Origin of the sequence: Tenacibaculum larymnensis (genome assembly GCF_028829235.1) — a bacterium.
In the GTDB taxonomy this organism is placed as follows: domain Bacteria; phylum Bacteroidota; class Bacteroidia; order Flavobacteriales; family Flavobacteriaceae; genus Polaribacter; species Polaribacter larymnensis.
In genome coordinates, this window is record NZ_JAIWJY010000003.1 from 212719 (window position 1) to 238032 (window position 25314).

Annotated in this window: 11 protein-coding genes; 8 read left to right on the forward strand and 3 right to left on the reverse strand. The window is 33.3% G+C overall.

The window, feature by feature from the left end:
* Positions 1–12: 12 nt before the first annotated feature.
* The gene (locus tag LCI24_RS05940) at positions 13–6579 is read right to left on the reverse strand and encodes a DUF7507 domain-containing protein (RefSeq protein ID WP_274639555.1); all 6567 of its coding nucleotides are present in this window, start codon (positions 6577–6579) and stop codon (positions 13–15) included.
* Positions 6580–7349: 770 nt separating this feature from the next.
* Here LCI24_RS05940 and LCI24_RS05945 point away from each other — a divergent pair.
* From LCI24_RS05945 to LCI24_RS05980, 8 genes are all read left to right on the forward strand, one after another.
* Complete coding sequence (locus tag LCI24_RS05945; RefSeq protein ID WP_274639556.1) at positions 7350–7826, forward strand: GbsR/MarR family transcriptional regulator; 477 nt, start codon at positions 7350–7352, stop codon at positions 7824–7826.
* A gap of 30 nt (positions 7827–7856) precedes the next feature.
* Positions 7857–8981 (forward strand): efflux RND transporter periplasmic adaptor subunit, encoded by a 1125-nt coding sequence (locus LCI24_RS05950; protein ID WP_274639557.1) that lies wholly within the window; start codon positions 7857–7859, stop codon positions 8979–8981.
* A gap of 11 nt (positions 8982–8992) precedes the next feature.
* On the forward strand, positions 8993–12130 hold the full coding sequence (locus LCI24_RS05955) for an efflux RND transporter permease subunit (protein WP_274639558.1): 3138 nt from the start codon (positions 8993–8995) through the stop codon (positions 12128–12130).
* Positions 12131–12132: 2 nt separating this feature from the next.
* Positions 12133–13533, forward strand: a complete 1401-nt coding sequence (locus LCI24_RS05960) for an efflux transporter outer membrane subunit (RefSeq protein ID WP_274639559.1) — start codon at positions 12133–12135, stop codon at positions 13531–13533.
* 10 nt (positions 13534–13543) lie between these two features.
* On the forward strand, positions 13544–14113 hold the full coding sequence (locus LCI24_RS05965; RefSeq protein ID WP_274639560.1) for a TetR/AcrR family transcriptional regulator: 570 nt from the start codon (positions 13544–13546) through the stop codon (positions 14111–14113).
* A gap of 151 nt (positions 14114–14264) precedes the next feature.
* Positions 14265–15815 carry an AraC family transcriptional regulator gene (locus tag LCI24_RS05970; RefSeq protein ID WP_274639561.1) on the forward strand — a complete coding sequence of 517 codons (1551 nt, stop codon included), beginning with the start codon at positions 14265–14267 and terminating at the stop codon, positions 15813–15815.
* Positions 15816–15993: 178 nt separating this feature from the next.
* Positions 15994–23112 (forward strand): BspA family leucine-rich repeat surface protein, encoded by a 7119-nt coding sequence (locus LCI24_RS05975; protein ID WP_274639562.1) that lies wholly within the window; start codon positions 15994–15996, stop codon positions 23110–23112.
* A gap of 1 nt (position 23113) precedes the next feature.
* Positions 23114–24031: a PorP/SprF family type IX secretion system membrane protein gene (locus LCI24_RS05980; protein WP_274639563.1), complete on the forward strand. Its 918-nt coding sequence runs from the start codon at positions 23114–23116 to the stop codon at positions 24029–24031.
* A gap of 19 nt (positions 24032–24050) precedes the next feature.
* Here LCI24_RS05980 and LCI24_RS05985 read toward each other — a convergent pair whose 3' ends face one another.
* Both LCI24_RS05985 and LCI24_RS05990 read right to left on the reverse strand, forming a co-directional pair.
* The gene (locus LCI24_RS05985) at positions 24051–24860 is read right to left on the reverse strand and encodes a DNA/RNA non-specific endonuclease (protein ID WP_274639564.1); all 810 of its coding nucleotides are present in this window, start codon (positions 24858–24860) and stop codon (positions 24051–24053) included.
* Positions 24861–25304, reverse strand: a complete 444-nt coding sequence (locus tag LCI24_RS05990; protein WP_274639565.1) for an acyl-CoA thioesterase — start codon at positions 25302–25304, stop codon at positions 24861–24863.
* Positions 25305–25314: the final 10 nt, after the last annotated feature.

Here is a 25314-nt window from a genome sequence, read left to right on the forward strand (position 1 = left end):
GTTTAGTGGTTTTTAGTTTCTTTTTAGATATAAATATCCTTTGTTAGTCATAGCTTCTTGGTCAGAGTTCCATCGTGTTAGTATATAGAAATAAGTACCTGTAGGTAGTTTTTGGTCTTTACTAACTGTTGCACGCCCTTCAGAAATTCCTCTAAATAAGTTTCCGTTAATTCCATAAGCATCAGTTTGATAAACTAAAACTCCCCATCTATTAAAAACCTTCAGGTTGTTGTTAGGGTAATTTTCAATACCATTAATACGGAAGAAATCATTGGCTCCGTCATCATCAGGAGAAACAGCATTAAAAATTTCAAAAGCAATTTCTTCAACAGGTAAATCCGTTATTGTAGGGTCGTCAGGATCACCATCATTGTCAATATCAATATCATCTAAATTATTTGGGTCGTCAGAAGTATCAGTTACAGAGCCTCCTGAAGAATCTTCTGCTGTAACCAACGCTTGATTAGTAACGGATTCGTTTGTTAAGTCTTGTTCAGTTATAACATAAATGGCAGTAAAGGTTGTGTTATTTACTTCACCAGGCAATAGTTGAGAGATGGTGCTACCGTTAATTGTAATTCCAGGTAAGTTATCTTGTAAAGTAATATTATATAAAACTGAATCTCCGGTATTGTATATGATAAAACTATATGTTATGGTTTCTCCAACATCAGCATATCCATTTCCATTAGCATCATTAAAAGTGCTTACTTTTTCAAGAGAAATACTATTATTAGGTTGACACAATGTAGTTTGGGTTTGATCATCTTCAAGAATACTGTTGTCGTCAGATAAATCACTTACATTGTTACCACCAACACTTGTACCTGTAGCACTAGCTTGGTTGTTTACAGAACCGTTATCAATGTTAGCTTGAGTAATGGTGTAACTAGCAGAATAATTCCAAGTTTCATTAATATCAAGTTGATTGTCATTGTTAGTGTCACCAGATGCAAGAACAATTGTACCACCTAGCATTGGATCAGTAAGAACAACATTGGTAATAGTGGTATTACCAGTGTTTGTAAGCGTAAAATTGTAAGTTATTGTTTCTCCTACGTCGCTACAACCATCGGTATCTTCATCATTGAAAGTAGCAGTTTTAATAAGAGCAATACCATCTGATTGGCACAATGTAGTTTGTGTTTGATCGTCTTCAAGTATACTATCATTATCAGATAAGTCACTTACATTATTACCACTGATACTTGTACCTGTAGCAGTTGCTTGGTTGTTTACAGAACCATTATCAATATTAGATTGAGTAATGGTGTAACTAGCAGAATAATTCCAAGTTTCATTAATATCAAGTTGATTGTCATTGTCAGTGTCACCAGATGCAAGAGTAATTGTACCACCAAGCATTGGGTCAGTAAGAACGACATTCGTAATAGTGGTATTACCAGTGTTTGTAAGCGTAAAACTGTAAGTTATTGTTTCTCCTGCATCACTACAACCATCAGTATCTTCATCATTGAAAGTAGCAGTTTTAATAAGCGCAATATTATCGGATTGACACAATGTAGTTTGTGTTTGATCGTCTTCAAGAATACTGTTGTCGTCAGATAAGTCACTTACATTATTCCCGCTAATACTTGTACCTGTAACAGTTGCTTGGTTGTTTACAGAACCATTATCAATGTTAGATTGTGTAATAGTATAACTAGCAGAATAATTCCAAGTTTCATTAATGTCAAGTTGATTGTCATTGTCAGTGTCACCAGATACAAGAGCAATTGTACCACCAAGCATTGGGTCAGTAAGAACGACATTCGTAATAGTGGTATTACCAGTGTTTGTAAGCGTAAAATTGTAAGTTATTGTTTCTCCTATGTTACTACAACCATCTGTATTTTCGTCATTAAAAGTAGCAGTTTTAATAAGTGCAATACTATCGGATTGGCATAGAGTGGTTTGTGTTTGGTCGTCTTCAAGTACACTATTGTCATCAGATAAATCTGTAACAATTACACCTAGTGATGATTCTCCTCTAGCTGTAGCTTGATTAGTAATTGACCCAGTATCAATATTTACTTGTGTTAAGGTGTAATCAGCAGTATAAATCCAAATTTCACCTACATCAAGTGTATTGTTGGTGTTTAAATCTCCTGAATCTAGAGCAATAGCTCCGCCTAGTAGAGGGTCATTTACAGTTACATTTACTAAACCGGTATTACCTTGGTTGGTAACTGTCATTGTATATGTTATAGTTTCGCCAACATTACTACATCCATCTAAATTTTCATCGTTAAAAGTAGCTGTCTTAACAATTGCGATGTCCGGTGCTTGACATAAATCAATAGATGTTATGTCATCCTCTAGAACACTATTATCGTCTGATACATCAGTTACTGTACCTCCTGAAACAGTACTTGCTTGTACGGTAGCTTGGTTTTCGACAGATGTATTTGCTATATCAGGTGGGGTAATAATGTAAGATCCTGTGTATATCCATACTTCACCAACATCTAATTCATTATCTGAGTCAGTGTCTCCCGAGCTGTAAGAAACTGATATTAAAGGATCGATTACGACTACTGAATTTAGTGTTGTGTTTCCTGTGTTTATTACAGAAAGAATGAAAGTTATAGTTTCTCCATCATCGCTACAGCCATCACCATTTTCATCATTAATTGTTCCTTGTTTAATCAGTGCTATATCTTCGGTTTGACATAAACTAACTACAGTTGGATCGTCTTCTAGTGTGCTGTTGTCATCAGATAAATCACTCACATTGGTTCCTCCTGTACTCAATCCTGTAACAGTAGCTTGACCAGTAACAGAACCATTGTCAATATCGTCTTGAGTAATAATATAGTCTAGCGAATATATCCATGTTTCGTCAACATCTAGTTCATTATCACCATCAGTATCACCAGAGTCTAATGTTAAAGGAGAAGGAGAAATAGGGTCTGTTAATTCAACGTTTGTAATACTAACATTCCCTGTATTGGTCACGGTATAAGTATATGTAATTGTTTCGCCTGGATTTGCACATCCATCACTGTCTATGTCATTAAAAATACCTTCTTTTAATAAAGCAATACCAGCTTGTTGACAAAAAGTTGAGTTAGTAGCATCTATATATCCACCATAAACTTCAATTGAGTTTACTGCTGCAACTAAAGAGTTTACAGTTAATTGAATTTCATCAAAACTAGTACTAGTATCAAAAGCTATAACATAAAAACTATCTGTGCTAGTTGGAGTAATATTTACTAACCCTAGAGCTTCAAGAGCGAGTAGGTTGTTTGCTGTTTGTTGCTCTTGTTGAACGCCATCAAGATAAGTTGTGATGGTGAGTGTATTTAATAAGTCTGCTTGAAGTAAATCATTTGTATCTCTAATAACAAAACCAGCTTGTGTACCAGCAGGGTAATCAACAAGTACGTCTTGAACTGAAATTGAAGCACTTCCTGCTACACCAGCTACAATGTTTATAAGAGCATAATCAGAATTGTCCTCAGATATAACATTTACGGCATTGTCAACTTCGCAAGCGATACAAGCAACACCGTCGGTTCCTGTATTTTCGTTGTTAATAATAACCGAACTACTAGGATTTGATATTACGTAAGGTTCATCACAATTAATTATTCCTGGGCAGAAAGATTGAAGTACCATTCCGTAAATTCGGGTACTACCTAAATCTAAAGAAAGAGTTTGTGTTATAGAAAGTTGTACTTCGTCAAAAGGTGCTGTGGTTATGAACCCTAATCGTACAGATTCACTTCCTGTTAATAATAAACCAGAATATACAGGAAGTAACTCAGTTGTGCCTGTTTTTGACTCAACAAGTACTCCGTCTAAATATGTGGTAATGGTAATGGCATCAAATAATTGAGTGTTTAAAAGAGTAGTGTTTTCAATATCAAAACCAGCAAAAGTATTAGCGGTATAATCGGTAATTTCATTTTTGTAGGCTATAGATGCTGTGCCTGCTACACCTACTAATAAGTTTATAGAAGCATAATTTGAAGTGTCAGAATCGATAGCATTGTTAATGTTGTTAACGCTTCCCAGTGTTAAAAGACCTCCATTTCCTGTGTGTTCCTCTACAGCTCTTACAGGAAAGTTTGGTTTGGTAAGTTGGGTGGCTGTATTACATGCTAACTCAGGTCCTTCACAAAATCTATTAGTTACAGCAGCATAAATATTAGTTGTTGAAGCAACTCCTGCTAAACTTGAAATAGAGATTTCAACAGCATCATAATTCATAGAAGTATAAAAGCCAACATAAAATTGATCATCTCCTAAAATAGGGCTGTCTAAAGCTAGTAATGAAGTACTTGTATTGGTTTCCTGTTGTACTCCATCAAGGTAAGTTGTTATGGTAATTGCACCTAAAAGGTCAGCTTGAATTACAGAAGTATTTTCTATTAAAAAACCTGCGTAACCACCTGACTCAAGAAATTCATCAGCTGTATTGTCGGTTACTGTTAAAGTATGTGTTACTCCAAGACCAACAAGCGTTGATACAGAAGCAAAGCTAGAAGGGTCGGTATCTATAATATTATTAGCGTCTGAAATTCCACAGCCTACTACACAGAGTCCAGAAGTATTTTCAGCTACTGTTAAGTCTGTAAAATTATCATTTGTTATAGCTACAGGATTTTCTGTATTACAAGGAATAGGATATTGTACACCATCAGTAAAAATAATATATTCTGCTGTAGATTGACATCCGTTAGCATCTGTTACTGTTACGTTGTAGCTTCCTTGAGTTAAACCAGAAATAGAAGAAGATGTTTGGCCTCCAGGATTCCATAGATAGGTGTAGGGAGGTGCTCCTCCAGATACAGATAAAGAAATGCTTCCATCTGAAGCTCCTATAGAGGTTTCTTTTATTGTACTTCCAGATATTTCAATCGAATTGTCTACGTAGCTACCATAAACCTCAATACTATTAATAGTAGCAGCGAGTGAGCTGACTGTAAGCTGAATTTCATCGCATTGAAGTGAAGTAGAAAACCCTACTAAATAAAAACCATTAGTTGTAGATGGAGTTATATTTATTAGACCTAAAGCTTCAAGAGCTAGTAAATTATTTCCAGATTGTGTTTCTTGTATTGAACCATCTAAATACGTTGTTATAGTTAGAGAATTTAATAAATCTAATTGTAAAAGATCATTTGTATCCCTAATAACAAAACCAGCAGAGCTTCCAGAAGGAAAATTACTTAGAACATTTTCAACTGAAATAGAAGCTGTACTTGCAACACCAGCAGTTACATTTATCATAGCAAAGTCAGATTCACTTTCGCTAATAACATTTGTTGCGTTATCTACTTCACAAGCTACACAAGCTACTCCATTTACACCAGTGTTTGTGTTATTAATTATTACAGGTTGAGAAGGATTGTTTAATAACGTAGCTGTGTCACAGTTTAAATCACCCTCACTAAAAGCTTCTAATATGAGACCATAAACTCTAGTGCTTCCTAAATCTAAAGAAAGAGTCTGTTGAATGGATAATTGAACTTCATCAAAAGGTAATGAAGTAACAAAACCTACTTGAGAGCGTTCGGTTCCTGTAAATAACAAACCGCTGTCTACGGATAGTAGTTCAGAGCTTCCTGTTTTAACTTCTTGTTGAACACCATCTAAATAAGTTGTTATGGTAATCCCATCAAGTAGTTCTAGATTTAAAACAGATGCATTTTCAATATCAAAACCTACATAAGTTTGTGCAGGATAATTTGTTAATTCATCTTTTATTGAAATACTACCAGTAGCTATAACTCCTAGGGTAAAATCAATACTAGCGTATGTGTTACTGTTTGAATCAATTGCTGAATTGGTGTTTGTAACAGTACCAACATTTAAAAGACCTCCCATTCCAGTACGTTCATCAACAATACGAGCAGGAAAATCAGGTTTGTTTAGTATAGTAGGAGTATTGGACTCTAAAGTAGGACCAACGCAAAAACTGTTAGTAACAGGATAATAAATATTAGTGCTTGATGCAATACCAGCTAAACTAGTAGCGGAAATTTCAATACTATCATAATCTAAAGTCGTATAAAACCCCACATAAAACTGATCATTATTCAGTAGAGAGCTGTCTAATGTTATTAATGAATTTCCAGAATTTGTTTCTTGTTCGGTACCATTTAGATAAGTTCTTATGGTGATTGAGCCTAGTAAATCTATTTGAGCTACAGAACCGTTTTCTATTAAAAAACCAGCGTAACTTCCAGCTTCAAAATATTCATCGGTTGTTTCATCGGTTACTGTGATTGTATGGGTTACTCCCAATCCTAATAATGTGGATACAGTAGCATAGTTTGTAAGGTCAGAATCTGTTAAATTGTTGAGATTAGAAATTCCACACCCTAACAAACAAAGACCGTCAGTATCTTCATTTACAGTTAAATCAGTAAAGTTAGATGAAATAATAGCAACAGGAGAATCGGTGTTACAGGGCACAGTTATTGGCGGAGAGAAATTAATATTGTCATTTAAATTTCTTTTTTCAGAAAAAGATGTAAGAATCAAGAACAAGAAAAATAATGAAGTGAATTTGAACTGTATGCAAGTTTTTTGCAACGTTAAGTACGTTTGGGTAATTCTTTTCATAATAGTTGATTGGTTAGACATTGTAAAGAACCCGTCAAGTCCTAGATAGTGGTTTACGGACACAGACAGTCATTACATTAGTTTAATAATGTTGAAAATAGCTTCTAAATAGTAAGATGTAATAGCTAATTTTTTAACAAAGCAATAATTCAGAGTTCATTTTACGGGGGTATAATTAGTTACTGAGTATTAGATATAAGTTATAAAACTTCCAAAAAAAAATGGGAGTTTAAAAAGCAACAGCATTGTTGTTGAAGTAGCAGTAGGCCGATTTAAAATTTTCGTGAGAAATAATAGTTAATTACAGCTAACCTTTTTGGTAAGGTAAGAGATAAGTAATCATAATGATAGATCTTAAATTAAAAAAACTTAAAATGTGTTCCAGTAAAACCAAATAAGGAATTACTTAGTTTCCAACAGTCAATAAATATTGACAGTAAATAGTATTTTAACTTTAAGGGTACTTTTTTTTAAAAAAAACATTGATTGATTGTGATAAAATCAATATTTAAATCATTAATTCTTTGTGAATATAATAAAAAAAATTCTAAAACAAAACATATTAATTGATGGAATTTGATTTTTATTGTGTTTTTGTCTGTGTTGATTGGTGCTTTTAGTTAGGGTTGATTTTAGATTATAATTTGAGTTGAGGGGTTAAAGGATAGTTATTTAATATCGTTTGTTAAGAATGTATTAACAATTTTTTAACTTCGTTTAGTTCGGTTTGTTCCGAACTAAACTTATTTTTGCAGTGTAAATTTTTAATGATGATGAATCAAGCAGAAAAGAGAAAATGTGAATTAGTTGAGAAGCTAGGTATTTTTTTGGAAAAAAAAGAACAGTTAGCTCCAGTGGCGGCAAGGATATTTTCACACATTATTTTAACAGGAAAGCAAGGAACAACTTTTGAAGACTTGGTGTCTGGTCTGTGTGCTAGTAAGAGTACGATTTCAACACATCTTAATCACCTACAAGGATTAAAGAAGGTAAGTTATTTTACAAAAACAGGTGACAGGAAAAAATACTTTATCCTAAATAGTGATACTATGCTACAAGGAATAAGCAATATGGTAGAAGAGTGGGAAGGAGAAAAGGAGCTACATATAGAAGTTAAAGAATATAAAGAAGGTATTAATAAAACATTGAAAGAAGAAGATAAGTTTGATCTTGATTTTCATGATAGTTTTATTGAGTTTTTAAATGGAGCTATAGAATCTATTACTAAACTGAAAGAAAAATTATAAACCACAAACACTAATTATTATATACATAAAATGAAATATCAACATATATACGGTATTGCTATTCTTAGCATTGTTGCATTATTTTTTACAAGCTGTGGAAAACAACAACAACAAAACCAACAGAAGCCAACAGCGCTGCCTTTTCCAGTAGTTAAAGTAGCAAAAAAAACAATAACAAATTACCAAAGTTATCCTGTAACTATTGAAGGAGAAGTAAATAGTGAAATAAGACCAAAAGTTTCTGGATACGTAAAGAACGTTTTGGTAAAAGAAGGACAGAAAGTTAAACAAGGGCAACTATTGTTTAAGTTAGAAACCCAATCATTAAGTCAAGATGCTGAGGCAGCAAAAGCAGCTGTAAATACAGCGCAGGTTGAAGTTAATAAATTAAAACCATTAGTAGAAAAGAACATTATTAGTCCAGTTCAATTAGAAACAGCAAAAGCAAGTTTAGCACAAGCTAAAAGTAGTTATAACAGTATTGTAGCTAATATTAATTACGCTAATATAAAAAGTCCTGTGAACGGATTTGTAGGTTCAATTAATTATAGAAAAGGAGCTTTAGTAAGTGCACAAAGTGCAATGCCTCTAACAAAAGTAGCTTCTATAAAAAATGTATATGCATACTTTTCTATGAATGAAAAAGAGTTTTTAAACTTCATTGCTTCAGCAGAGGGTGATACAATGGATGAAAAAATTAAAAAATTACCACCAGTAAAGTTATTGTTAGCTAATGGAAAAGAGTATGAACAAACTGGAATTATTGAAACCATTGCAGGAGATATTAACCAGCAAACAGGAACTATTAGCTTTAGAGCAAAGTTTGATAATAAAGCAGGCTTGTTACGTAACGGAAGTAGTGGTACAATCTTAATACCTAAAGTACATAACGATGCATTAATTATACCTTCAGAATCTACATTTGAACGTCAAGGTAAGGTATATGTTTATACAGTAAATAATGACTCTTTGGCTGAAAAAACTATTGAAGTAGAAGCACAAGTAGGAAAGCTTTATGTGGTAAAGTCAGGATTAACAATAGAACAAACCATTTTAGCTAAAGGCTTAAATAAAGTTCGTTCTGGAGCAAAAATTAAACCAGTTCCAACACCTTTAGACAGTATAGTTAACTCATTCGATACGGTATTTAAATAATAAAGAAAATCATGTTACAAAAATTTATAGAGCGTCCGGTACTCTCTACAGTAATTTCTATTATCATAGTAATATTAGGAGTACTGTCATTAACACAATTACCGGTAACGCAATATCCTGATATAGCACCACCAACGGTGCAGGTTACAGCTTCATATCCAGGAGCTAGTGCCGAAACAATTTTAGAAAGTGTTATTGTTCCTATAGAAGAACAAATAAACGGGGTAGAAGGAATGACTTACATGACTTCTACAGCAAGTAATACAGGTACAGCAAGTATTCAAGTTTTCTTTGAACAAGGTTACGACCCTGATATTGCTGCGGTGAACGTACAGAACAGAGTTGCTAGAGCTAATGCTTTATTACCATCTGAGGTTACAAGAGCAGGAGTTATTACAGCAAAACAACAAAACTCGGCACTTTTGTATGCCGCTATATTTTCAACAAACCCTGAATATGATGATGTTTTTATTCAGAATTATCTGAATATAAATGTGAAACCAGAATTGCAACGTGTTTCTGGAGTAGGGGCTGTAAATGTATTTGGAGCAAAAGATTATTCGATGCGTGTATGGTTAGATCCAGCAAAAATGGCATCATATAAGTTAGAACCTAGAGAAGTAATAGCTGCAATTAATGAACAAAGTTTAGAAGCAGCAGCTGGATCTTTAGGGCAAAACACAGGAGAATCTTTTGAATATGTAATCAAATATAAAGGACGATATAAAACGGCAAAAGAATATGAAAATGTTGTTGTAAAAGCTTTGGGGAATGGACAGTTTTTACGTGTTAAAGACGTAGCAAAAGTAGAGTTAGATGCATTTTCTTATTCATCACTTTCACGTACAAATGGAAATCCAGCACTTAACTTTGGAGTTTTTCAAACACCAGGATCTAATGCACAGGAAATTATTGAGAATATTTATGTAAAGCTGGAAGATTTAAAGAAAGATTTCCCAGAAGGATTAGATTATATCATTAACTACGACACAAACAAATTCTTAACAGCGTCTGTAGACAAAGTAAAAAGTACCTTGATTGAAGCCTTTTTATTAGTATTTATTGTAGTGTTCATTTTCTTGCAAGATTTTAAATCTACCTTAATACCAGCCATAGCAGTTCCAGTATCAATTATTGGTACGTTCTTTTTCTTAAACCTGTTTGGATATTCGATCAACCTGCTAACATTATTCGCTTTAATCTTAGCAATTGGAATTGTGGTAGATGATGCCATTGTGGTAGTAGAAGCAGTACATGCTAAACTGGAAGATGGAGCAGAGAGTGCGAAAAAAGCATCAATTTCTGCCATGAGTGAAATTAGTGGAGCTATTGTGTCTATTACTTTAGTAATGATGGCAGTATTTGTGCCAATTACTTTTATACAAGGACCATCAGGAGTATTTTATGAGCAATTTGGTGTAACATTAATGGTTGCCATCTTAATTTCAGCAGTAAATGCATTAACATTAACACCTGCCTTAAGTGCGTTGTTATTAAAACCGCATAACGACGATCATAAGAAAAAAGGATTGTTACAGCGATTTTATGATGCTTTTAACGCAGGGTTCAACGCGGTAACAAATAAATATACCAAGTCTTTAGGCTTTTTAGTAAAGCATAAATGGGTAACAGCAGGTATTTTAGGGGTAAGTGTTTTAGCTATTGTATGGGCAAGTAATACAATACCTACAGGTTTCGTACCATCAGAAGATAGAGGGGTGGTATTTATGAATGCTGAATTACCAGCAGGTTCCTCATTAGATAGATCATATAAAGTAACAGAAAAGCTATATGAAAGTATTAAAGGAATTGAAGGAATAAAAGGAGCATCATTTATTAGTGGAAGAAACTTTTTCTCTGGAGAAGGAAGTTCGTATGCTATGGGCTTTATTATTTTAGAAGATTGGAGTGAAAGAGAAAGTGATGCGGAATCAGTTCAAAGCATAGTAGGTCAATTGTTTGGTAAAGCAGCGATGATACCAGATGCGAATATTATTTTCTTTACCCCACCAAGTGTGCCAGGTTTTGGTAGTGCAGATGGTTTTGAAATGAGGTTATTAGACCGTTCAGCTAAGCCATTAACAGAAATGGATGCAACAGCAAAAGAATTTGTAGGTCTTTTAAATCAACAACCAGAAATAGCATTTGCTTCTAACTCTTTTGATACTGGTTTCCCTCAGTTGGAATTAGATATCAATGTAGAAAGAGCTAAAGAGGCAGGAGTGTCAACAAGTGCTATCCTTTCAGCTTTACAAGGATATATTGGAGGTAATTATGCAGCTGACTTTAGTAGATTTGGAAAACAGTTTAGAGTTTTTGTACAATCATTACCTGAAGACAGAGTAAATGAAGAAAGCTTAAATAGTATGTTTATAAAAACTCCAAGTGGAGAAATGACACCAATATCTCAATTTGTAAGCTTAAAACGTGTATATGGTCCTCAAACGGTAAATCGTTTCAACTTGTTTAACTCTGTAACAGTAAACGGAGGTGTAACACCAGGATTTAGTACAGGAGATGCAATTACTAAAATAAACACATTAGCAGAAAATAATTTACCAGAAGGATATAGTGTTGCTTATTCAGGAATTACTAGAGAAGAAATAGCATCATCAGGACAATCTACCATTATTTTTATGATTAGTATTTTGTTTGTTTATTTCTTATTAGCAGCACAATACGAGAGTTACCTATTACCACTATCAGTAATTTTCTCATTACCAATTGGTGTAGCAGGAGCATATTACACAACATATTTAGCTGGGTTAGAAAATAACATCTATTTCCAAATAGCCTTAATTATGTTATTAGGTCTGTTAGCTAAAAATGCGATTCTTATTGTAGAATTTGCAATACAACGTCGTAAACAAGGAAAAAGCTTATACGATGCGGCTATTGAAGGAGCAAAAGTACGTTTAAGACCTATTTTAATGACCTCGTTTGCATTTATCCTAGGGTTAATGCCGTTAGTATTAGCAAAAGGAGTAGGGGCTGAAGGAAATAACTCTATCGGAACTGGTGCTGCAGGAGGATTGTTAATAGGTACTTTAATAGGGGTATTCGTTATTCCTGTATTATTTGTGGTATTTCAATGGTTGCAAGAAAAAGTATCAAGCAAACCAGTTGTTATTGAAACTAAAGAAGATTAATTATGAAACGTATACTAAATAAAACCTTGGTTGTAGCCGTAATGGCTACAACCTTACAAAGTTGTTTTGTTGCTAAGGATTATGCACGTCCTGAGTTAAAAGAAACAGAACATTTGTATAGAACAGATAATTTACCAAAAGATAGTATCTCAATGGCAGATGTATCATGGAAAGATATGTTTACTGATGCCCACTTGAAGCAATATGTTGATGAAGGGCTTCAAAATAACTTAGATATCCGTGTAGCAATACAACAAATGGCAGCTGCTGAGGCTTATATGAAACAAGGCAAGGCAGGATATTTTCCTACTTTAAGTGTAGGAACAAAAGCTACTCACCAAGAATTAGCAAAAAACAGCCAGTTTGGATCTTTTTTTAACGGTAGTATCGACCAGTATGATATAACAGGAAATCTTTCATGGGAAGCCGATATTTGGGGTAAAATACGAAGCAATAAACGAGCAGGAAAAGCAGGTTATTTACAAAGTGTAGCAGCTCATCAAGCAGTAAAAACACAATTAGTTTCAGCAATAGCAACTACCTATTATCAGTTAGTAGCTTTAGATGCTCAGTTAGAAATTACTGAACAAACTATTGAAACGAGAGAGAGTAGTGTAAATACTATCAAAGCTCTTAAAGATGCAGGTCAGGTAAATCAGGTAGCAGTAGATCAAAATATTGCACAGTATAACAATGCAAAAGCACTAAAAGTAGATTTAGAAGCATCTATCTTTAAAATTGAGAATACACTAAATCTATTATTAGGAAGAACATCTGTAGTTATTGAAAGAAGTAAACTTTCAGAACAACAACTAAATGCCGCTATTAAAGTAGGCGTTCCAGCAACTTTATTAAGAAATAGACCAGATGTTATGGCAGCTGAATATGGTTTAATAAACGCTTTTGAAATGACTAATGTTGCCAAAAGTAATTTTTACCCATCGTTAACAGTAACGGCAAGTGGAGGATTTCAAAGTTTAGAGTTAGATGAATTATTAAGCACAAACTCTTTGTTTGCAAATATTATAGGAGGTTTAACACAGCCTATTTTTAATCAAAGAAAGATTAAAACACAACATGAGGTAGCTAAAGCACAACAAGAACAAGCATTGTTAACTTTTAAAAAGACTTTGTTAACTGCTGGAAATGAGGTTTCAAATGCACTTTTTGATTATAAAGCAGAAACCGAAAAGTTTGATTACAGAAAAAATGAAGTTGAAGCTTTACGAAGAGCAGAAGTAAACTCTGAAGAGTTGTTAAAAAATGGATATGCTAATTATTTAGATTTATTAACAGCAAGAGAAAGAGCTTTAAATGCTGAGTTAAATGTTATCAATAACAAGTTAAATCAGTTGTTAAGTGTTGTTAATTTATATGAAGCACTTGGAGGCGGTTGGAAGTAAATAGGTTATAATGGGTAATAGGTCAAAACTTATTAAGGTAGCCAAAGAAAAGTTTATAGCATTTGGCAGTAAGCATACCACAATGGATGAAATAGCTGAGCTACTCGGAATTTCAAAAAAAACTATTTATGCTTGCTTTTCTTCAAAAGAGGAATTGATAATTGAAAGTATTAAAGAATTAATAAATGAATTCAAAATTGATACTGAGCCTATTTTAAAATCTGATAAAACAGCATTAAGTAAAGTAATAGAGATATATAAAGTAATTTTTAAGTACGTAGAAAAGTTTAAACCTTCATTTATTTTTGGGTTAAAAAAATACTACCCTAATGCTTACGATGCTTATAAAGAGATTACTACAGATGTTGTTTCAACAGATATAATGAATTTACTAGAAGAAGCCAAAACACAGGGAGAAATAAGATCTGATGTAGATCTTGAGTTATTTAGTAAGTTATATTTAAGCGGGCTTGAGAGTCGTTTGTTTGATGCAGATAATTTGTTTGACGATTACTCAAAAGAAGTACTATTAGAGTATATGATTATTAATAACTTAAACTCTCTAAAACCCGCTAAATAAGTACACAAGTTTTTGTGGTTTTTGATAAGAAGTGTCATGTAGTATGTTATCATATCTGCAAGACACTTTTTTTGTGTTTGAAGATCAGGTAGTTATTAAAAAGGATTAAGGGAAAGTATTTTGATGTATTTTTGTGGGAAATAAATAAAATTTGCTAAAAAAAATAACCATATATCTATTACTTAGTCTTGTAACCCAGTTGTATAGTCAGAATAAAGTAGATTCACAGTTTGCTGAAGTTCAGAAAAAAGCAGAGAGTTATTTAGAAAAACTACAAGAAAACTATAAGGAAGGAAACTACAAACTTCATAAGATTTATAGTGATTCTCTTTATAATATTTCTAAAGAGAATAACCTAAAAGATCTACAAGTAAAAGCAATGGTTAATCAAGCAATAAGCTTGAACATGCAAACAAAGTATGTAGAAGGTATAGCATTATATAAAGAAGCATTAGTCGTAGCAAAAACAATACAAGAAAGTAAACAAGCTGAAACTGTAGTGCTGGTTAATTTAGGAAACACATATAATAATGTTGAGCTTTATGAAAAAAGTATAGAAACCATGAAGAAGGTTTTAAAGCAAACTACCTATATGAAGAAACCTAACTTAATAAAAATGGCTGCGTTGAATGGTTTATCAACAAGCTACTCAGCTTTAAATAATGAGGAAAAATCACTGTTTTATGCGCAGCAAGTAAAAAAAATAGGAGAAGAAACAGGAAATGAAAGTATTGTTTTAACATCATTAAACCATATCAGTAGTTCGTATTATAAGTTAGGAGAATATGAAAAATCAGTTGAAATAGCTAATAGAGCTAGAAAGTATAAGGCTTTTGAAAAAAATACTAGAGTAAAAGCATGGATTTTTGTCAATTTAGGAGTCGCAAATTTAAAGTTAGAACATTACAATAAAGCGGAAGAAAATTTAAAACAAGCATTAAGCATAGCTTCTGAAAGGAATATAGAAGAAATAGAAATGATATGTTATAAAAATCTAGCTATAATATATCAAAAGCTAAACAAAACAACAGCTTATTTAAATGCAGAAAAGAAACATAACAAAAGCCGAATAAGTTTTCTAAAGAATCAAAAGAAAGCTATTACAGAGGAGCTAAAAGCAGAAATTGGAGCAAGAGAAAAAACAGTTTTAGCACAAGAAAACACAAAAGCGCTACTTTCAGAACAACAAAAAAGTTTGTTGTGGTTTGGTGTGTTTTGTGTAATTGGTTTAGGAGGTGTGTTTTGGATTTACATAAAAAAGAATGAAGAGAAAAGTGATATAAAAGAAACAAATAAAATAACAGAAAAGATAAAAGAAGCTTCTGAAAAGTATAAAAATTCCTCATTGTCAAAAGAAGATAGAGTTTCTTACCAGCAAAAAATATTAAAAGCAATAGAAGAAGAAAAGATATACTTAAATCACGATTTAACTCAAGCAAACTTTGCAAAAAAACTATCGTTAAGTAGTCATCATTTATCTGAAGTATTTTCGTTTGAATTTGATAAAAACTTCTACCAACTTATCAATTCATATCGAATAAAAGAAGCTAAAAAAATATTAGAACAACCTACTAATAAAGATTACAAAATAATTGCTGTAGCCTACGATGCTGGTTTTAAAAGTAAAACAACATTCAACCGTGTGTTTAAAGAACAAACAGGTTATACACCTACAGAGTACCGAAAAAAACTAATAAAATAGGTTCCACTCTATAGAATGATACTTCTATAACAACCAGCGGTTATATCTTGCGCCTTATTATTTAATAGTACAATCAAACAAAAAACATCTATGATTATTTAGGTGGTTTTACATCATGTGTTATGTTGTAAAATTAAAATGGTTAGTTAAGAAGAAGTTTAAAATTAGATTAAAAAGAATGAGGAAATTTATTAGTAAGTTTTTAAAGAATAGTTTTACAGTACTTTTTTTTATTGTAAGCAGTCAATTGTTTTCACAGTCATTTACATCTTTATGGAATACTACAAATGTTAGTACTGATTCTTCAGCAGATAATGAAATAACCATACCAACCAATTCAGCTTATACTTATTCTTATACCGTTGACTGGGGTGACGGAAATATAGACTCAAATGTAACGGGAGATATTACACATACCTATGCTACACAAGGAACTTACACAATTAAGATAGATGGTACGTTTCCTGCAATCTATTTTAACAATGCTGGAGACGTTGACAAGATTATTGAAATATTGTCTTGGGGTACAATTCAATGGCAAAGTATGGAAAATGCGTTCTACGGATGTTCAAACCTGAATTTTGATGCCATTGCTCCACCAGATTTAAGTCAAGTTACTAGTTTACAAAATGCTTTTAGAGATTGTTCATTATTTAATGGTATTATGAATAATTGGAATATGAGCACCATAACTAATATATCAGGATTATTTATGGATTGTGAAATTTTCAATAGACCTTTAGATCAGTGGGATACATCTAATGTAACAGATATGTCTTACACTTTTTACGATGCAAGCAATTTCAATGAACCATTAGATAATTGGAATACATCAGCAGTAACTACTTTAGAAAACTTTTTATATAGGGCTCGTAAATTCAATCAAAATATTAATAGCTGGAATGTAGCTAATGTTGTTAATATGGAAGGAGCTTTTTACGATACAAGTGCATATAATCAACCAATGAATAATTGGAATGTTGGTAATGTTACCAATACGAATAACACATTTAAAGGTTCTAGCTTTAATAATCCAATAGATAACTGGGATGTAAGTAGCGTTACAACAATGGCGGGAATGTTTAGTCAATCTAAATTCAATCAACCCTTAAATAGTTGGAATGTTAGTAATGTTATTAATATGTCCAAGCTATTTTTTAGAAACAGAACCTTTAATCAACCTTTAAACAGTTGGAATGTAAGTAATGTTACAAATATGTCAGGTATGTTTGATGGATGGGCTTGGGGAGCAGTTTTTAATCAATCTATAGGTAACTGGGATGTTAGTAATGTTACTGATATGAGTTACATGTTTCGAGATAACTCTGGTTTTAATCAGCTCATAGGTAATTGGGATGTGAGTAATGTAATTACTATGAGTGGAATGTTTGAAGGAGCTATTGCTTTTAATCGGGATATAAGCTTGTGGAATATTAGTAAGGTTACCGATGTAGAAAGTATGTTTGAAAGAACAGAAGCTTTCAATCAGCCATTGAATAGTTGGGACGTAAGCAATATTACTAATATGCGTAACATGTTTCAACAAGCAGAAGCTTTTAATCAACCTTTGAATAGCTGGGATGTAAGTAATATTACGAGCTTTCAATATATGTTTGATAGAGCTATATCCTTTAATCAAGATATAACCGGTTGGGAAACCGGAAATGTTAGAAACATGTCTTATATGTTCAATCAGGCTACTTCATTTAATCAAAATATAGGAGTCTGGAACATATTTAGTGTTACAAACATGACAAATATGTTGTCAAGTAGTGGTATTTCTCAAGAAAATTATGATAATATTCTTATAGCCTGGAGTGCTCAAACAGTTCAAAACAACATTAACTTAGGAGCGACGAACCTTAATTACTGTGATGCATTAAACCAAAGACAAAGTCTAATTGATAATAATGGTTGGACTATATCAGGAGATATTGTAAACTGTTCTTATGTATTATGTACTCAAATAACAATGCCGCAAGCAGGTGACACACAAGTACCTGCAAACAGTGATATTCGTTGGAATCCAGCACCTAATGCTACAGGGTATAGAATTAGTGTAAGAAGAGAAAACGGAGCGACTTCACAGGTTATATATAATAATGAAGATGTAGGAAATGTAGTAGGAGTAGACTTTACCAATGAATTTATAGCAGGAGATACTGTATATGTAACAGTTGTTCCTTATAATGATGAAGGACCAGCTACAGGTTGCCAGGAAATTAGTTTTACAGTAATAGAAAGTTGGGTAAATAGTCCAGATGCATTTAAACTTACCTATGATACAAGTATACAATCTTCATTCACTACACCAACAAATCAGTTAAGAATAGAAACAAATTCAGGTTATCCAAAATACCTTACGTATAACTATTCAATAGATTGGGGAGATGGACAATACAATCATAATGTTACGGGTGATATTACACACACATATCTTGCACCAGGAATCTATACAGTAAGTATTATTGGTGTTTTTCCTTCTCCAAAGCATGAAACTATTGGAGACTCTGACAAATTATTATCTATAGATCAATGGGGAACACAAGTCTGGGAAAGTATGTACGAAGCTTTTTATAGTTGTGCAAATATGGAGTACAATGCCACAGATATTCCTAATCTAAGCAATGTAATGGATATGGAAAGAATGTTTAGTTCATGCAGGAAATTTAATGGAAACATAAATAATTGGAATGTTAGCAATGTAACGAACATGCGTAGTATGTTTAGTGGAACTTCAGTTTATGACCAACCACTTAATAACTGGAATGTAAGTAATGTTACTAATATGAACTATATGTTTGGTAGTGCTGTAAAGTTTAATCAAGATATAGGGAACTGGAATACCGGAAATGTAATAAATATGGGAGGTATGTTTCAGAATGCAGAAGTATTTGATCAGAATCTTAATAATTGGAATGTAAGTAATGTTACAGATATGAGTAGTATGTTTGAAAGAGCAGAAGCATTTAACCAGCCACTTGATAACTGGGATGTAAGCAATGTTACTAATATGTCTGAAATGTTTAATGGTTTTATTTCAAATATGGCTTTTAACCAAAATATAGATAATTGGGATGTAAGTAATGTTACAGATATGTCTGAAATGTTCCAGAGATGTGTTGATTTTAACCAACCTTTAAACTCTTGGAATGTAGGTGCTGTTACAAATATGACTTCGATGTTTGAAAGTGCATATGTATTTGATCAACCATTAGGTAATTGGAACGTATCTAGGGTTACTAGCATGGAGAGCATGTTTCAAAGCGCTAGCGACTTTAATCAAAATATAAATAGTTGGAATGTAACCAATGTAACGAACATGAGTTTAATGTTTTACAATGCTCAAATGTATAACCAACCGTTAAATTCTTGGGATGTAGACTCAGTAGTTAATATGTCAGGGATGTTCCGAAGAGCAGAGGTGTTTAATCAACCATTAAATAATTGGGATGTAAGTGCTGTTGCTAATATGAGCCAAATGTTTCAACAAGCCACAGTTTTCAATCAACCATTAAATTCTTGGAATGTAAGCTCAGTAACATTAATGCCTTCAATGTTTGAAGAAGCTATTGCTTTTGATAACCCGTTGGAAAACTGGAATGTTTCAGTAGTTACAAACTTTGAAGCAATGTTTAAAGATGCAGAAATATTTAACCAACCTTTAGGGAATTGGAATACAGGCGAAGCACAAACGATGGCTGAAATGTTTTATGGAGCGTCTAAATTTAATCAAGATATTAATAACTGGAATGTATCTTTTGTAACCACCATGCAAGAAATGTTTCGGGGAGCAACATCTTTTAATAGATCGTTAGATTCTTGGAATGTAGCATCAGTAACAAATATGCAAGGTATGTTTCAATCAGCAGAGGTCTTTGATGGTGCTATTGGAAGTTGGAATATCAGGAGAGTAACCACCATGCAAGATATGTTTAATGGTGCAATAAACTTTAATCAACCTATTAATAATTGGAGACCAACAGCAGTGACAAACATGGATAGAATGTTTCAAGGTGCAAGTTTGTTTAATCAATCTTTAAACCAATGGTTATTAAATACGGTATCTATGAACGCTATGTTTAATAACGCTACAGTTTTTAATCAAGATTTAGGTGATTGGAATATTAGTGGTGTAACTAACATGCAAAATATGCTAGATAATACAGCTCTTACCAGAGTAAATTATGACAATACTCTTATTGCATGGTCAGAACAAGCACTAACATCAGGAATAAATCTAGGAGCTAACACTCTTATATATTGCGATGCTGTAGAAGAAAGGCAATCAATGATTGATGATTTTGGATGGTCTTTTACAGGTGATGTCTTAGATTGTCCTATTCCAGAGTGCACACAGTTAATAGCTCCTTTAAATGGAGCAACAGATGTTCCTGTAAATACCAATTTAACTTGGGAATCTGTTTTGTATGCACGTGAATATGCTTTAACAATTAGAATTGAACCATCTGGAACCATAATAAATGAAACTGTTGTAAATGCCACCACTTATGAATTTGCTACAGATTTTTCAGGAGGAGAAACAGTTCATGTTACTATTGTACCTTCAAACGAAAATGGAGATGCGGTAGGACCTTGTTCAGAAGAAAGTTTTACCCTGTCTACAACTCCATCAACAGTACCAAATTGTACCAATTTAACCCTACCACTTGCTGGCGGTACAGATATACCTGTAAGTACAAATTTAGAATGGAATGTTATAAGCAATGCAGATGGGTATAGGCTTACAGTAGGAACTACTTCTGGAGGGTCAGATATTCTTAATAGTATTGATGTAGGTAACAGTACAACATATGATTTACCTGTAGATTTACCAGAAGATACCGATATTTTTGTAACTATAACTCCTTATAACGATGAAGGAGATGCAATAAGTTGTGGAGAAGAATCTTTTAAAACAGAGTTTATTCCAGTAGTACCTAGTTGTACAAGTTTAATAAATCCTATAAATGGTTCAACGAATGTTCCGTTGAATACTGACATTTCTTGGAATGAAATTTCAGAAGCAACAGGGTATTTAGTAAGTGTAGGAACTACTCAAGGAGGAATAGAAGTTGTGAATAGTATTGATGTAGGAAACACTACTTCGTATAGTTTTACCCAAGATCTACAAGAAAATAGAATACATTATGTTCGTATAATTCCATACAATGATGTAGGTGACGCTACAGGTTGTGTAGAAGAAAGTTTTACTACAGGAGATGCAGTTGTAAATGTGCCAAATTGTACAACAATCACAGTTCCAAGTAACGGAGCAACGAATGTTAGTGTTAGTACAGGAATTAGTTGGGACGCAGTAGCTGATGCAGATGGATATTACCTGTCAATCGGAACAACTTCAGGTGGAACTGATATTGTAAATAATGAATCAGTAACAGGGACGAGTTACACACTAGCAAGTGATTTACCAGAAACGACCACAATTTATGTTTCTGTAATTCCGTACAATTCGGTAGGAAGCGCTACAGGATGTTCGGAAATTAGTTTTACAACCGAAGCATTGCCAACAGCACCGAATTGTACAACAATCACAGTTCCAAGTAACGGAGCAACGAATGTTAGTGTTAGTACCGGAATTAGTTGGGACACAGTAGCAGATGCTGACGGATATTACCTATTAATTGGAACAACTTCAGGCGGAACTGATATTGTAAATACTGAATCAGTAACAGGGACGAGTTACACACTAGCAAGTGATTTACCAGAAACAACAACAATTTATGTCTCGGTGACTCCTTATAATTCTATAGGAAGTGCTACAGGATGTTCAGAGATAAGTTTTACAACCGAAGCATTACCAACAGCACCGAATTGTACAACAATCACAGTTCCAAGTAACGGAGCAACGGATGTTAGTGTTAGTACAGGGATTAGTTGGGATGCAGTAGCTGATACGGATGGATATTATCTGTCAATCGGAACAACTTCAGGTGGAACTGATATTGTAAATACTGAATCAGTAACAGGGACGAGTTATAATACACTAGCTAGTGATTTACCAGAAACAACAACAATTTATGTCTCGGTGACTCCTTATAATTCTGTAGGAAGTGCCACAGGTTGTTCAGAAATTAGTTTCATTACAGAAACATTGCCAACAGCCCCAAATTGTACAACAATCACAGTTCCTACCAGTGGAGCAACGGATGTTAGTGTTAGTACCGGAATTAGTTGGGACGCAGTAGCTGATGCAGATGGATATTACCTGTCAATTGGAACAACTTTAGGCGGAACTGATATTGTAAATAATGAATCAATAAGAGGAACGAGTTACACACTAGCAAGTGATTTACCAGAAACGACCACAATTTATGTCTCGGTGACTCCTTATAATTCTGTAGGAAGTGCCACAGGTTGTTCAGAAATTAGTTTCACTACAGAAACATTGGCAACAGCCCCAAATTGTACAACGATTACATTTCCAACCAATGGAGGAACTAATGTAGCTGTCGATACAAATATTAGTTGGGATGCAGTAGCAGATGCTGACGGATATTACCTGTCAATTGGAACAACTTCAGGAGGAACAGATATTATAAATAATGAAGTAGTAACAGGAACGAGTTACACACTAGCTAGTGATTTACCAGAGATGACCACAATTTATGTCTCGGTGACTCCTTATAATTCTGTAGGAAGTGCTACAGGTTGTTCAGAAATTAGTTTCACTACAGAAACATTGCCAACAGCCCCAAATTGTACAACGATTACATTTCCTACCAGTGGAGCAACGGATGTTAGTGTTAGTACCGGAATTAGTTGGGACGCAGTAGCTGATGCAGATGGATATTACCTGTCAATTGGAACAACTTCAGGCGGAACTGATATTGTAAATAATGGAGTAGTAACAGGAACGAGTTACACACTAGCAAGTGATTTACCAGAAACGACCACAATTTATGTCTCGGTGACTCCATATAATTCTATAGGAAGTGCTACAGGTTGTTCAGAAATTAGTTTTAGAACAGAAGAAGGTTTAGTAGGAGAAACTAAATATGGTTTTTCTCCGAATGGTGATGGAGTAAATGACTTTTGGGAAATAAAAGGAATTGAAGAATATCCTAACAATTCAGTAACTGTTTTTAATAGGTGGGGAGATATGGTGTTCCAGATAAAAGGATATGATAACCAGTTTAATGTTTTTAGAGGTGTTGCCAATAAGCTAACAAGTATGGGAGGTGATAAGTTGCCAGCAGGAACATACTTTTTCAATATAAAAATTTCAAAAGGGGGAAATTCAACAGAAAAGAAAGGGTTTTTAGTTTTAAAAAGATAAGATGAAAGAGATAAGAAACTATATTTTACCATTAATTTTTATAATGGTATTTCAGAATAATTGGGGGCAACAAACGGCTTTGTATCCAGAGTATAATTATAATCCGTTTATTATAAATTCGGCTTATACAGGAATGTCAGATGGAGCAGAAATTACACTTAGTAATTACGGTTATATAAATAGTATTGAAGGAAGCCCTAGAACATTATCATTAAGTTTTCATTCTCCTATAGCTAGGAAGAAAATGGGAATAGGTGGGGCTATTGTAAGAGACAAAATAGGTGTGAGCACTTATACAAATGCATATGCTGCATATTCGTATAAAATATTTTTTGATACTGAGATTGATAGACCTTATTGGCAGCATTATAATGAACATGTAATATCGTTTGGACTAACAGCAGGAGTGCAGCAGTTTCATGAAAATCTGTTAGAGCTAGGAATTACTGACGATATAGAGTTTTCAGAAAATATAAATGTAACCGTGCCAACTGTTGGGATTGGATTTTTGTACAATCATGCAGATTTTTATGCAGGAATTTCACTACCAAACCTTTTAGGAGATAAACTAGCATCAAGAGATGATTTAGATATATCAAATCCTGTTTATGGTTATTTTGGGTATCGTTTTTTTACCAATAGATTTGAGGAAGTAATGATTAAGCCTAGTGTTTTCTTAAAGTATGAAGGTGGAGCACCTATGCAGATTGATGCAAATGTTGCAGTTAACTATAAAAACAAATTCGAAATAGGTACAGGTTATCGAAGTAGCTCTTCAATTAATTTTATGGCAGGTATTTATGCTCTAAAAAACTTAAAGTTTGTGTATTTCTACAATGCTGCGTTTAGCGATTCAGTGTTAGGAAATAGCCATGGAGTTGTTCTATCGTATGCTTTTGAGAAAAAACGTAGGTACTAAAAGGAGTATTATAGAATTGTTACCTAAAACTCCAATTTTTATAATTAGCAGAAGCCTCTAGTTGATTTTCAATAGTATCAGGTAATTCAGGGAAGAAATCAATACCTGTTTTTTGTTCTAATTCATCAATAGAAACCACAAAATCAGATAGAGGTTTGTTACTTTCCTTATGTGGAAGTAAAAAAGCGATGGCTTTAATTTCAGGCTGAGTATAATCTAATAAAACTTTATAAAAATAATTAGGAACACTTACTTTTTCCTTTCCTATAGTTTTTAAGTTAGGTTCTAAAATACCACCAGTAACAACATACAAGCGATTATACTTTTTTGCCCAATAACGAGTTTTTTGTTCTAATTTATTCCAAATACCAGCGTTAAATTCATGGTTTTGAGGAGAAATGTTAGAGGTGTAAAAAGTTTCATCATGAGCACTTTTAGAAGCACGTCTATCACCAGCAGGACATAAGTGTCCTTTGTCATAACCAGACCTTTTATAATTTCTCCAATCCGCAGACTTTGTCTTCACCTTAGGGTCTAAAATAAAAAACGGACGTTTACGATTGGTATAAACAATATCACTTTTATCTAAAGGATAAGCAACCCATTCGGCTTGCTCGTGTTTTTCGCTATATGATAACTGGTAGCCATTATGTTTTATAATGACACCAGTTGTTGAGGTAGGAAAGTAATTGAAGTTATTAGTTTTATTGCTAGTTGTTTCTGTTGTAGATTGAGAAGAACCATTAGCCTCTTCTTTTTGTTGTAACCAATAACCTACAAGCAAAGCAACAATGGTAATAACAACCTTTATTTTCCTTGAAGTACTCATTTAATTACCTAACAAAATTTCTTTAAAATCTTCAGTTTTTTCAACTTCATTAAAAATTTCTTGAAACTTAATAGGAGGTACTGTTAATTTACGCTTAACCAAATCTAACCAAGCACCATAAACAGTTATAACTGCAGAGAGCTTACCTGCTTGATTAAAAACTTCATGCTGAATTTTCCAACGCTCACCTTTTCCAGATAAACCAGTAACCTTTAAGTTAACGGTTATGTCTTCTCCCATGTGTATTTCACGTAAAAACTTGGTGTTTTCTTCAAATAAAATAGGACCAACGTTTTCTTTTGTGAAATCTTGAACAGTTACATTATGCTCTTTAAAAAAACGTAAACGTAATTCAGCAGCATAGTCATTATATGCGGTATGACGCATGTGTATATTGGCATCAAAATCTGCCCATCGTGTTTTAAACTCAACACTAAAACTCATATCAAAAAAA

Bases quoted from the DNA above. Each gene is read 5' to 3' on its own strand.
- LCI24_RS05940 (WP_274639555.1), bottom strand. From the start codon at position 6,579: ATGAAAAGAATTACCCAAACGTACTTAACGTTGCAAAAAACTTGCATA.
- LCI24_RS05945 (WP_274639556.1), top strand. From the start codon at position 7,350: ATGATGAATCAAGCAGAAAAGAGAAAATGTGAATTAGTTGAGAAGCTA.
- LCI24_RS05950 (WP_274639557.1), top strand. From the start codon at position 7,857: ATGAAATATCAACATATATACGGTATTGCTATTCTTAGCATTGTTGCA.
- LCI24_RS05955 (WP_274639558.1), top strand. From the start codon at position 8,993: ATGTTACAAAAATTTATAGAGCGTCCGGTACTCTCTACAGTAATTTCT.
- LCI24_RS05960 (WP_274639559.1), top strand. From the start codon at position 12,133: ATGAAACGTATACTAAATAAAACCTTGGTTGTAGCCGTAATGGCTACA.
- LCI24_RS05965 (WP_274639560.1), top strand. From the start codon at position 13,544: ATGGGTAATAGGTCAAAACTTATTAAGGTAGCCAAAGAAAAGTTTATA.
- LCI24_RS05975 (WP_274639562.1), top strand. From the start codon at position 15,994: ATGAGGAAATTTATTAGTAAGTTTTTAAAGAATAGTTTTACAGTACTT.
- LCI24_RS05980 (WP_274639563.1), top strand. From the start codon at position 23,114: ATGAAAGAGATAAGAAACTATATTTTACCATTAATTTTTATAATGGTA.
- LCI24_RS05985 (WP_274639564.1), bottom strand. From the start codon at position 24,860: ATGAGTACTTCAAGGAAAATAAAGGTTGTTATTACCATTGTTGCTTTG.
- LCI24_RS05990 (WP_274639565.1), bottom strand. From the start codon at position 25,304: ATGAGTTTTAGTGTTGAGTTTAAAACACGATGGGCAGATTTTGATGCC.